This is a genomic window from Stenotrophomonas sp. PS02297 (assembly GCF_029959705.1).
GTDB classification, from domain to species: Bacteria; Pseudomonadota; Gammaproteobacteria; order Xanthomonadales; family Xanthomonadaceae; genus Stenotrophomonas; species Stenotrophomonas nitritireducens.
This window is the reverse complement of sequence record NZ_JASCOS010000120.1, coordinates 1-10,934: the sequence shown is the minus strand read 5'-3', so window position 1 is coordinate 10,934 and position 10,934 is coordinate 1. Positions and strand designations below refer to the sequence as shown.

Genomic DNA, 10,934 nt, shown 5'->3' with positions numbered 1-10,934 from the left:
GTCAGATGTGAATACGAGACAGGGCGGGAAAGGGTCAATTCGGCTCCAGCGCGGGAGCGGAGCCGGCGCCGGCTCCGTGCCGGGCGGCGGCGAACCCGGGCGGTTGCCAGCGCAGCTGCGCGCCGTGGGTGCGCAGCCAGTCCTGCAGGGACGAGGAGACGATCCGGTCGCCGGCGGCAAGCACCTGCGCGCCATCGCACAGCAGCGGCAGGTGCGGACGCAGCCAGGGCGGCACGTCGGAGGCCTGCAGCCGGTGCTTGAGCAGGTGGGAGTGGGCGCGGCCGGGCAGGTGGATGCGCTCTCCTCCCCGGCGCTGCCGCACGCACAGCGGCGCATCGAAGCCGGAAGCGCCATGCAGCGCCAGCGCTCCGCCATCGGGCAGCGCCAGTGGCGCGTGGCCGTCCCAGCCGGCCTGCCAGCCGGCTGGCCAGGCGCGCAGTGCGCCGACGGCATGCAGGCGGTCGCGCCAGCGGACGATGCGCGCGTCCTGCCAGCGGAACTCCGGCAGCCGGTCGGGGGCCGCGCCGAGCAGTTCTTGCTGGATGCGGGCCACGCCATTGCCCGGCAACGGCGGCAGGCCGCGCCGGCGCGACCACAGGCGCAGCACGCGCGCGCAGGCGCCCGCCGGCAATGCCGCCAGTGCCGGGATCGCCAGCGCGCCGTCGTCTTCGCCATCCAGACAGGCATGCAGCAGCTGCTCGTCCTGTGCCTGCAGCAGCGTCGCGGCCTCGGCGGCGAGGGTGGCGCTGCGGGCGAACATGGCGCCGGCCTCGGGCCAGCGTCCGGCCAGCAGCGGCATCACCGTGACGCGCAGGAAATTGCGGTCGAAAGCGTCGTCGCCGTTGCTGGGATCGTCGATCCAGTGCAGGCCGTGCTGGCGGGCATGGGCTTCCAGCGCGGCGCGCGGGATGTGCAGCAGCGGCCGCCACAGCTGGCCGGCGCCGAAGTCGCGGCGTTCGCGCATCGCCGCCAGGCCATCCACGCCGGAACCGCGCAGGGCGCGCAGCAGGAAGGTCTCGGCCTGGTCGTCGCGATGATGCGCCAGCGCCAGCCACTCGCCGGGCCGCAGCAGCCCGGCGAACGCGGCATGGCGGGCGCGCCGCGCCGCCGCCTCGGGACCTTCGCCGGCCGCAGCGTCCACCTGCACGCGCACGACCTGCAGCGGCACCTGCCACTGATCGCAGACGCGCTGGCAATGCGCGGCCCAGTCATCGGCGGTGGGCTGCAGCCCGTGGTGCACGTGCACGGCGCGCAGGCCGCGTTCGCGCGCCGCCGGGGCGTTCGCCAGCAGGTGCAGCAGCACGCTCGAGTCCAGCCCGCCGCTGAAACCGGCCAGCACCGGCGCGGCGATGTCAGTCAGCGGTGACAGGCACGATTCCATCGCGCCATTGTAGGAGCGGCTTCAGCGGCGAGGGGCATGTACGGAAATCCCCTCCCGCGCATCGGCGGACGTGGATCGGATGCCAACGCTCCGAGCGCGGTTGGACCCAGCGCCAAGGCGGGTCCAGCAGCGCGTTGCCCTGCCGGACGATGCGGGAATGTGTGCTGCCGACGATGCCGGCATGGTCATCGGCGTCGGGCAGCCCCGGTCAGCAGCCCGAAGCGGCCGTTGTCGCGGCGATGGCAGCTTTGCCCGGCACAGACCAAGGCTGGCAGCAGAGCCAGCGGCAGGAGTGCCGCCGCTGGCCCGAAGCCGTGCGTCGCGCGTGGCTTACGGCGCCTTGCGTTCGAACTTCACCGGTTGCGGCAGGTCCACCGGCACTCCCTGCGCATTGCAGGTGCCCTGTGCGCACAGGCGCTCGCGCAGGCGCGGGGTGGCCTGCACGATCAGGTGGTAGATCGCGTTCTGCTCCATCGTGCCGCGCACCGCCACGCTGCCGGGGCCGCGCGCCCAGATGCCGACATCTTCGCCGCCATGCGATTCGGCCTTGGCCGGAACCAGGGCTTCCTGCATGTAGTCCGGGTGCTCGGTGTCGACGTGGGTCAGGTCCGGGCGGCCCTGCGCCGGTTCATAGCTGCTGGGCGTGTGCGGGAATGTCTTGGGGCCGGCCGGCTGGCGGTTGCTGGCGCCGGTGTAGCCCGGGCCGTTGGCGTAGCTGAGCGTGGTGTAGGGCAGGCCGGTGGCGTCGCGTGCCAGGTCGAGTCCGCCGGCGCCGTCCTCGCCGCCCTTGTCCTTGACCTTGCCCAGGATCGCGTTGCCGCGCGCCGGGTAGCCTACGAAGTTGAGCGTGTGCGAATGGTCGGCGGTGACGATGATCAGGGTGTCCTCGGCCGAGGTCGCCTCGACCGCCGCGCGCACCGCGTCGGACATGGCGATGGTGTCGCCCAGCGCGCGCGCGGCGTTGCCGCTGTGGTTGGCGTGGTCGATGCGCGCGCCTTCCACCATCAGCACATAGCCTTCCTGGTGGCGGGACAGGGTGGCGATCGCGGCGCGGGTCAGCTCGGCCAGCGAGGGCTCGCCGGCCGGGTCCTTCGGGCGGTCCAGTTCGTACTGCATGTGGTCCGGCTCGAACAGGCCCAGCAGCGCCGGCACGCCGGCCGCGGCCTTGAGCTGCTCGGCGTTCCACACGTAGGCGCCCTGCGGGTGCGCGGCCTGCCATTCGGCCACCAGGTTGCGGCCATCCAGGCGCAGGCCGACCTTGTCGGCGTATTCCGGGTCCTGCTCGTTGACGGTGGTGAACTGGCCACGGCCGCCGCCCAGTGCGACCAGCGGGCCGCGGCCGTAGCGCGAGGTCGACAGCAGTTGCTGGGCGATGTCCTGGCAGCCGGCGGCGCGGGCATTTTCCGGCAGGTCGGTGTCGTTTTCCCAGTTGCGGTCCGGCGAATGGGCGTAGGTCGCGGCCGGGGTGGCGTGGGTCAGGCGGGCGGTGGAGACCACGCCGGTGGCCATGCCGGCGCTGTCGGCCAGCTGCAGCCAGGTCAGGGCGTGCTTGTTCAGGCTGTCGGCGCAGTCGCTGCGGTCGCCGGCGCTGACGCCGATGGCGCCCATGTGGGTCTTCACGCCGGTGGTGATGGCGGTCATGGTGCCGGCCGAATCCGGCGTCTGCGAGTCGGTGTTGTAGGTCTTGCTGAAGGCGGTGGCCGGGAAGCGCTCCCAGGACAACAGGTTTTCCTCGCCCGGGTTGCCGCGGCGCTGGCCTTCGAGGATGCGCGCGGCGGCCACGGTGGTCAGGCTCATGCCGTCGCCCAGGAACAGGATCACGTTCTTCGCCTTGCCGGCCATCGCGCCGTTGGCGGCGGCCTGCGCGGCGCCGTTGCGGTACCACCATTGCGGCGTCTCGCCCTGCGGGTGGCTGACGGCCGGCACTTCGACGGCGAAGGCCTGCGGCGCCCTGGGCGCGGCGGTGCTGGCGCAGGCGCCGAGCAGCAGGGTGGACAGGGCGGCGAGCAGGGGTGTGGCGTGGCGCATGCGGTCGACCATCGATCATGAACAGACGGCCATTATGACAAGCCCGAAAAGGCGTGCCGATGACACGCAGCTTTTCCGCACGGGGATCGTGCCGCCACCGGGCTTGCGCTATCGTGCCGGTCCCTGAAAACGTTCCCGGATCAACCCTATGAAGCTGGTTTCTGCCTGGTTGCGGATCCCGTTCTGGCAGCGCGTGGCTGGCGGCTTCGTGCTCGGCGCGCTCGCCGGCTGGGTGCTGGGCCCGGTCGCCGACACCTGGTTCGGCCCGCTCGGCGAACTGTACGTCACCCTGATCAAGATGATCGCCGTGCCGCTGGTGTTCTTTGCGGTGATCAGCGCCATCGGCTCGCTGCACGGGCAGAAGTCGGTGGCCGCGCTGGGCGGACGTACCTTCCTGTGGTTCATCGTCACCGCCGTGCTGGCGGTGTGCGTCGGCCTGGGCGTGGGTACGCTGATGCAGCCGGGCACCGGTGGCCTCAGCCTGGCGATGGACAGCGCCTACACCCCGCGCGACGTGCCGTCGGTGGCCAAGGTGCTGATGGACGTGGTGCCGTCCAACGTGTTCTACGCGCTGTCGGGCATCGGCACCCGGATCAACGCCGCCGGCGATACCGTGCTGGCGGCCGGGCGCGGTTCGATCCTGCCGGTGATCTTCTTCGCCGGCCTGCTCGGCTTTGCCATGGTCAAGCTCGGCGACAAGGTGGGCGAGGCGCGCAAGCTGGCCGGGCAGATGAGCGAGGTCATGATCCAGGTCACGCGCTTCGTGCTGGAAATGACCCCGCTGGGCACCTTCGGCCTGATCGCCGGCCTGGTCGGCAGCTACGGCTTCGAGAAGCTGCTGCCGCTGGGCAGCTTCGTGCTGGCGCTGTACGTGGCCTGCGCGCTGCACATCGTGGTGGTCTACAGCGGCCTGCTGCTGGCGCACGGGCTGAACCCGATCAAGTTCTTCCGCGGCGCCGCGCCGGGCATGCAGGTGGCGTTCGTGGCCTCCTCGAGCTTCGCGGCGATGCCGGTGGCGATGCGTTCGATCACCGCCAACCTCGGCGTCAACAAGGACTATGCCTCCTTCGCCGTGCCGCTGGGCGCCAGCATCAAGATGGACGGCTGCGGCGCGATCTACCCGGCGCTGTGCGCGGTGTTCATCGCCCAGTACACCGGCGTGCCGCTGACCCCGGAACAGTACGTGGTGGTGCTGATCGCCTCGGTGCTGGGCAGCTTCGGCACCGCCGGCGTGCCGGGCACGGCGGTGGTGATGGCCACCGTGGTGCTGAGCGCGGCCAACCTGCCGCTGGAGACCATCGGCTACCTGTACGCCATCGACCGCGTGCTGGACATGATGCGCACCATGACCAACGTAACCGGGCAGATGGTGGTGCCGGTGATCGTGGCCAAGGAGACCGGGCTGCTGGACCAGCAGGTCTATGACGCCCCGGTCCGCGCCGGCGTCGGGGTGGACTGACCGCCCGTCGGGGCGTGACCTCCGGCGGATTCCGCGCCCGGCGGAGCGGCATTATGGTGGCGGCGGCCGTCCGGCCTGCCCATGACAACGAAAGGAGTCGCACCATGTTGCTGCAACGAATGCTCCTGCTGGCCGGCTGCGCGCTGGCCGGCACGGCGGCTGCCGCCAACGCCGACCAGTGGCGGGTGCCGGTGGCGGTCGAGAAACTCGACAACGGCCTGACCGTGGTGGTGTCCGAGGACCACAGTGCGCCGGTGGTCGGGATCAGCGTGGTCTACCACGTCGGCATGCGCCTGGAACCACGCAACCGCACCGGCTTCGCGCACCTGTTCGAGCACCTGATGTTCCAGGGCACGCCGCAGGCGCGCAAGGGCGTGTTCGACAGCGTGATCACCGGCGGCGGCGGCCGCAACAACGGCTCCACCCGCGCCGATTTCACCAACTACATCGAGACCGCGCCGGTATCGGCGCTGGAGCCGATGCTGTGGCTGGAAGCGGACCGCATGCGCACGCTGGACTTCAACCCGGAGACGCTGAAGAACCAGCAGGACGTGGTCAAGGAGGAGATCCGCAACAACGTGCAGAACCAGCCCTATGGCGGCTTCATGTGGATCGACATCGGCCAGCACGCGTTCTCCAAGTGGGAGAACAACCACGACGGCTACGGCAGCTTCAAGGACCTGGAGAACGCCAGCCTCGACGACGTGCGCGGCTTTCACCGCGATTTCTACGGCCCCAACAACGCGGTGCTGTCCATCGCCGGCGACGTCACTCCGGAACAGGGCTTCGCCCTGGCCAGGCGTTATTTCGGCGACATCCCGGCACGGCCGACGCCGCCGCGCCCGGACTACCGGGAAGGGCTGAACACCAAGGAGATCCGTCTGCAGCAGTCCGACGCGCTGGCGCAGGTGCCGGCGCTGGCGGTGGGCTGGAAGATGCCCGACCGCGGCAGCCGCGACCAGGCGCCGATGGCGGTGCTGGGCGCGCTGCTGGCCGAAGGCGAGGCCTCGCGCCTGCACCAGGGGCTGGTCAAGGGCCGCCAGCTGGCGTTGAACGTCGAGTCGCTCTATGGCCTGACCAGCGCCTGGGAGTACGACGGCCCGACCCTGTTCGTGGTGTTCGCGATGTACAAGCCCGACCACGACGCCGATGCGGTGCTGTCCGGGATCGAGGCGGAGATCGCCAGGGTCGCTACCGAAGGCGTGGACGCGGCCACCCTGGCGCGGGTCAAGACCCAGTTGCTGGCGCAGTGGTACGACGGCCTGGAAATGTTCCTGGACCGCGCCGATGCCCTGGCCAAGCTGCAGACCCTGTGGGGCGATGCCGGCGTGGTCAACCAGATCCCCGGATGGATCGAGACGGTGAGCGCCGCCGACGTGCAGCGTGCCGCGCGCACCTATCTGACCACCGCCAACCGCACCGTCATCGACCGCAAGCCGGCGGCGATGCTGGCCCCCGCCGAGCAGAAGTGAGGACACCGCCATGATCAAGCCAATGCCGTGCCTGCTCGCGATGGGCCTGGCCCTTTCGCTCGCCTCCGCTGGCGTCCACGCCGCCACCCCGGAACTGCCCGCCGGCCTGCCGGGCTATGCCGCCGACAAACCGCTGCCGGTGCCGGACATCTCGCGCAGAACCCTGGGCAACGGCCTGGAGGTCTGGGTCGTGCCACGCGACGGGCTGCCGCGCGTGGACTACGTGCTGGCCATGCGCGATGCCGGGCTGGCCGCCGATGCCGCGGCCACGCCCGGTTTCGCCACCGTGCTGGCGCAGCTGCTGACCGCGGGCACCCAGGCGCACGATGCGCGCCAGATCGCCGAGCTGGCCCAGGGCATGGGCGGCAGCATCGGCGCCAACGCCAGCGTCGATGGCCTGCTGGTCCGCGGCCAAGCACTGGCCTCGCAGGCCAAGCCGATGCTGGCGCTGCTCGCCGAGGTCGCGCGCACGCCGTCCTTCGCCGACGACGAAGTGGAGCTGGCCCGCGCCAACGCCGCCCAGGAATTGAAGGCGGCCGAAGCGCAGCCGGGTTTCCGCGCCTCGCGCGCGCTGCTCAAGGCGGTCTATGGCGACCACCCGTATGCGCGCACGCAGCTCGACCATGCCACCCTGCCGGCGCTGACTCCTGCGGCGCTGAAGCAGGAACACGCGCGCCGTTTCCGGCCGGGGCATGGCCTGCTGGTGATCACCGGCAGGATCGATGCGGCCACCGCATTCGCCGAGGCCGAACGCGCCTTCGGCGACTGGAACGGGCAGGGCGAGGCCGTGGCGGACACGGTGCCGGCACCGCGGCAGGCGCCGGCGAAGCGCGCGATATTGCCGCGGTCGGGCAGCGTGCAGTCCACGTTCCGGATCGGCCGCCCGGCCATCGCCGCCACCGACCCGGACTACGTGCCGCTGCAGCTGGCCAGCACCGTGCTGGGCAGCGGCATCAGCAGCCGCCTCAACCAGAACCTGCGCGAGGAAAAGGGCTACACCTATGGCGCCGGCGCGAGGCTGGCGGCCCTGCGTGCCGGCGGCAACCTGGCGGCGTCGGCCGACGTGCGCAACGAGGTCACCGGCGCATCCTTGAAGGAGTTCTTCAGGGAATTCGATCGGCTGGGGAAGGAGCCGGTACCGGCCGCGGAACTGGAGTCGACCAAGCGCTATGTCGCCGGCGGCTACCTGATCAGCAACCAGCTGCAGGGCGCGGTGGCCGGTACCCTGGCCAACAACTGGCTGGCCGGGCTGCCGGCCGAGTTCCTCGGCCAGTACGTGGGCCGGATCCGCGCGGTCGATGCCGCGAAGCTGCAGGCGGTGGCCGCGCGCTACTACGCGCCGGACTCGCAGTCGGTGATCGTGGTCGGCGACCGCGACGCGGTAGCGGCGCAGCTGGAACCGTTCGGCAATTTCAGCGTCGAGGAACGCTGAGGCGGCCGCATCCGGGCCGGATCACTTCCGGCCCGGACCGCGGTGATGTCGCGCCCGCATGACGGGCGGGTACGCACCTCGATGCGGGCTGTCGCGCATGACCAAGCTGCGCGCCGACTGCCGCGAGGTCGCCGCCGAAGAACTCTGGCCGCCTCGCCGATGCGGCAACTGGAACGGGTGTGTAACCCCCTGTAACACCAGACTGTAACCCTGCTGATACACCGCGTTGCAGTGCCCAGGCGCAATGCCTGGATGCGCCCGGACCTTCTGCGCGGAGGATCCGGGGTGTAAAGGCCGATACAGGCGAGTCATCCGATATTTTGTTTCAAGCAATTGTTTTTAAACGAAAACATGGCTTGGCACGGATGCTGCTCCGCCTCCCGCGTTGATCGGGGAGGCAAGGCGATGGCAGGCAGGAACCCATATCTGTTTCCGATCCTGATCGGATGCCTGCTGGCGATGGGCGCCAGCGGCACCGCCCAGGCTTCGGGCGCGCGCCAGGGCGTGAAGGCGCAACCCGGCGAGATCGTGCTGCTGCGCGATGTTCCGACCCGGCCGGCCTACCGGATGCAGCCGCCGGGAATGGCGCTGATCGTCGACCCCTCGCCGCGCCGGGAACTGGCTGCCGCGCTGGGCACCGGCGGCGGCATCGACGAACTGGATGAAGACGGCTATGCATCCATCGACTCGGCGACGGACCGGCCCTCGTCCGCGCATGCCGGAGGGACCACGGTCGAGCGGGTGACCGGCAGCATGGTCGGCACCACGCTGGGCCATGCCATGGGCGAGGGCGGGATGCTTTCCGGCTCCCAGCTCGCGCGCACCATCGGTGGGCCGATGGGCGCGGTCGGCGGTGCCACCCGCGGCATAGGCGACCAGGTGCGCGGCGCGCTGGCGCAGTTCCCGATGGGGCAGACCGCCGGGCCGGGAGGGCGCTGAAATGGCGATGCGCGCGCTCCCTGGTCGTATGCCGGTCCTGTTGCTTCCGGTCCTGCTGTTGTCGGGCAGCGCCGCGGCCTGGGCTCAGCAGGCCGACCCCTATGCGCCGATGCTCGCCTACCTGCAGGAGAGCAGCCGCATCGACGGCAATGCACTGGCCGGCAGCCAGGGCGCGATCCGCATCAACCAGGCCGCGGGCGATCTCAACCTGCAGGCCAACCTGCACAGCGTGGCGGTCGGTCGCCAGGCCGATGCGGGCATCCAGGCGCGCCAGTCGCAGTCGGACGGGCATGCCTCCGCGCCGTTGATGGCCTCGGCCAGCATCGGCGGCAATGCGCTGGCCGGCGCCGGCGGCATCGTTTCGATCAATCAGGCCAGTGGCGGCGGCAATGCGGAGCTCAACTCCGTGGCCGTTGCGCTGGCCGCACAGGGCATACGCGAAGCGGGGGACGAAGCGATGGCTTCGCCGTCCGCTTTCGCGTCGGCAGGGGAGCGGTTCGTTGCCGGCGATCCACGCGCCATCCGCAAGGTGGCGGTGGAGGCATCCGCGTTGCGCGGCTTCGGTGGTGTGCTGCAACTCAATCAGATAGCGGGATCAGGCAATGCCGTGGAAAACAGGATCGGCATTTCCGTGCAAGGCGTCCCGTGAACAAGGTTCCATCCACCCGATGCATCAGAAAACCTGAAGAGGGCACCATGAAAGCGAATCTCAAATGGACGGTACTCGCCATGGCCGTCGCCGCGCTGGTCGCCAGCACGGCGGCGAATGCGGCGGACGACCAGAACGCCAGCGCCGACATCAACCACAAGCACAACGTGACCGAAACGCGCACCAATACAAACACCAACACCAACACGAATACCAACACCACCACCAACGACACGAAGAACAGCACCCAGAACACCACGGTCGACACCGACGTCGACCTGAAGCTGGATGCCGCCGCGACGCTGCGCTACTGGGATTCGCGTTCCAACACCGAGGTGCGCGAGGACGTGCAGAAGACCTCCAACGTCAGTTCCGACGAGCACAAGGAAAAGAACAACCACGGCGTGGACGTGAACCTGGAGAAGGACCTGCGCCTGGGGTCGAACATCCAGTTCTCCGGCGATCCGACCATCACCGGCGACATCAACATCGACTCGGCCGCGATCGCGGTAGTCGACAACCGCCAGTCGGTTTCCGGCAACACCGCCGAGAACGGGCTTCTGGAAAACTCGGCGTCCATCGCCGACGACGTCGGCTCCACCGCCTCGGGCAACCTGGGCTTCAACGCCGCCGCGGGCGACAACAACACCCAGGACAACGCGGCTTCGCTGTCGGCGGCCGATGCGTCATTCAGCTTCGGCATGGCCGACGCCGAGGTGTTCGTCAACCAGAGCGGCATGAACAACGTGACGATGAACCACGGCGTGACCAACAGCGCGGGCATCGGCGGCAACGCCTTCGCCAACGCCGCCGGCAATATCGGCGTCAACGTCACCTCGGGCAACAACAACGAGCAGAAGAACGCGCTCGCCGCCTCCGTGGCCACCTCCGCCTACGCGCAGTCGAGCATCAGTTCCAACCAGGTCTCCACCGGCAACCACGTGGAGAACAACGGGTACTACGACTACGTGGTGGACAGCTATACGCTCAACCTGAGCGGCCGCGTGGCGGGCAACACCAGCAGCAGCGGCAGGGGTACCTACAGCGGCACCGGCGATTCCTACCAGAAGACCAACTTCTACCCGGACAACTGGACCGGCGATACGCATCCGGGCGGAAGCCAGACCGGGCACAGCGACTGGGATTACCAGACCCAGGGAGCGGTCGCCAATCCCAACCGCCCGGGCGTGGGCGGCATGGCCTGGGATACGGATGAGCACGGCAACCTGTCGTTCTCGGAAATGGGCACGGCCGACCTGGTGGCCAGCCTCAGCGGGCAGGTGATCGACGTCGACTGGATCGCGGTCAATGCCACCAACACCGCCAGCCTGTCCGGCAGCGCCTTCACCGGGGCGTCGGGCAACATCGGCGTGAACGTCTCCTCCGGCACCGGCAACCTGCAGGCCAACAGCCTGGCGCTGGCGGTGGCGCAGCCGTCCACCACGGGCGGCGGCGGTGGTGGAGGCGGCGGCGAAGGCGGCGGCCAGTGACAGTCGTGGGGGGGGGGGGGGGGGGGGGGGGGGGGGCGGGGGGGGGCGCCGCCCCCCCCCCCCGCGCCGCGGGGGGCCGGGGGC

At 70.1% G+C, this 10,934-nt stretch carries 8 protein-coding genes; 6 read left to right on the top strand and 2 right to left on the bottom strand.

Going from position 1 to position 10,934, the window contains the following annotated elements; translation table 11 throughout:
* Positions 1 to 34 precede the first annotated feature (34 nt).
* Both tilS and QMX80_RS16315 read right to left on the bottom strand, forming a co-directional pair.
* Positions 35 to 1,381 (bottom strand): tRNA lysidine(34) synthetase TilS, encoded by a 1,347-nt coding sequence (gene tilS / locus QMX80_RS16320; RefSeq protein WP_282278196.1) that lies wholly within the window; start codon positions 1,379 to 1,381, stop codon positions 35 to 37.
* A 330-nt stretch (positions 1,382 to 1,711) separates the two neighbouring features.
* Complete coding sequence (locus tag QMX80_RS16315) at positions 1,712 to 3,409, bottom strand: alkaline phosphatase (RefSeq protein ID WP_282278198.1); 1,698 nt, start codon at positions 3,407 to 3,409, stop codon at positions 1,712 to 1,714.
* Positions 3,410 to 3,557: 148 nt separating this feature from the next.
* Between QMX80_RS16315 and QMX80_RS16310 the strand changes: the two genes are divergently transcribed.
* The 6 genes from QMX80_RS16310 (at position 3,558) to QMX80_RS16285 (ending at position 10,850) form a co-directional block, all read left to right on the top strand.
* Positions 3,558 to 4,868, top strand: a complete 1,311-nt coding sequence (locus QMX80_RS16310; protein ID WP_055764681.1) for a dicarboxylate/amino acid:cation symporter — start codon at positions 3,558 to 3,560, stop codon at positions 4,866 to 4,868.
* Positions 4,869 to 4,972: 104 nt separating this feature from the next.
* Positions 4,973 to 6,340 (top strand): pitrilysin family protein, encoded by a 1,368-nt coding sequence (locus tag QMX80_RS16305; protein WP_282278190.1) that lies wholly within the window; start codon positions 4,973 to 4,975, stop codon positions 6,338 to 6,340.
* A 10-nt stretch (positions 6,341 to 6,350) separates the two neighbouring features.
* Complete coding sequence (locus QMX80_RS16300; protein ID WP_282278189.1) at positions 6,351 to 7,772, top strand: pitrilysin family protein; 1,422 nt, start codon at positions 6,351 to 6,353, stop codon at positions 7,770 to 7,772.
* Between the two features lie 405 nt (positions 7,773 to 8,177).
* Positions 8,178 to 8,711, top strand: a complete 534-nt coding sequence (locus QMX80_RS16295) for a hypothetical protein (protein ID WP_055764688.1) — start codon at positions 8,178 to 8,180, stop codon at positions 8,709 to 8,711.
* Between the two features lies 1 nt (position 8,712).
* Positions 8,713 to 9,360: a hypothetical protein gene (locus QMX80_RS16290; RefSeq protein ID WP_282278185.1), complete on the top strand. Its 648-nt coding sequence runs from the start codon at positions 8,713 to 8,715 to the stop codon at positions 9,358 to 9,360.
* A 47-nt stretch (positions 9,361 to 9,407) separates the two neighbouring features.
* Positions 9,408 to 10,850, top strand: coding sequence for an adhesin (locus QMX80_RS16285; RefSeq protein WP_273082037.1), 1,443 nt, complete (start codon positions 9,408 to 9,410; stop codon positions 10,848 to 10,850).
* The last annotated feature ends 84 nt before the right edge of the window (positions 10,851 to 10,934 follow it).

Coding starts and splice junctions, on each gene's coding strand:
- tilS (WP_282278196.1), bottom strand. CDS start 1,381: ATGGAATCGTGCCTGTCACCGCTGACTGACATCGCCGCGCCGGTGCTG.
- QMX80_RS16315 (WP_282278198.1), bottom strand. CDS start 3,409: ATGCGCCACGCCACACCCCTGCTCGCCGCCCTGTCCACCCTGCTGCTC.
- QMX80_RS16310 (WP_055764681.1), top strand. CDS start 3,558: ATGAAGCTGGTTTCTGCCTGGTTGCGGATCCCGTTCTGGCAGCGCGTG.
- QMX80_RS16305 (WP_282278190.1), top strand. CDS start 4,973: ATGTTGCTGCAACGAATGCTCCTGCTGGCCGGCTGCGCGCTGGCCGGC.
- QMX80_RS16300 (WP_282278189.1), top strand. CDS start 6,351: ATGATCAAGCCAATGCCGTGCCTGCTCGCGATGGGCCTGGCCCTTTCG.
- QMX80_RS16295 (WP_055764688.1), top strand. CDS start 8,178: ATGGCAGGCAGGAACCCATATCTGTTTCCGATCCTGATCGGATGCCTG.
- QMX80_RS16290 (WP_282278185.1), top strand. CDS start 8,713: ATGGCGATGCGCGCGCTCCCTGGTCGTATGCCGGTCCTGTTGCTTCCG.
- QMX80_RS16285 (WP_273082037.1), top strand. CDS start 9,408: ATGAAAGCGAATCTCAAATGGACGGTACTCGCCATGGCCGTCGCCGCG.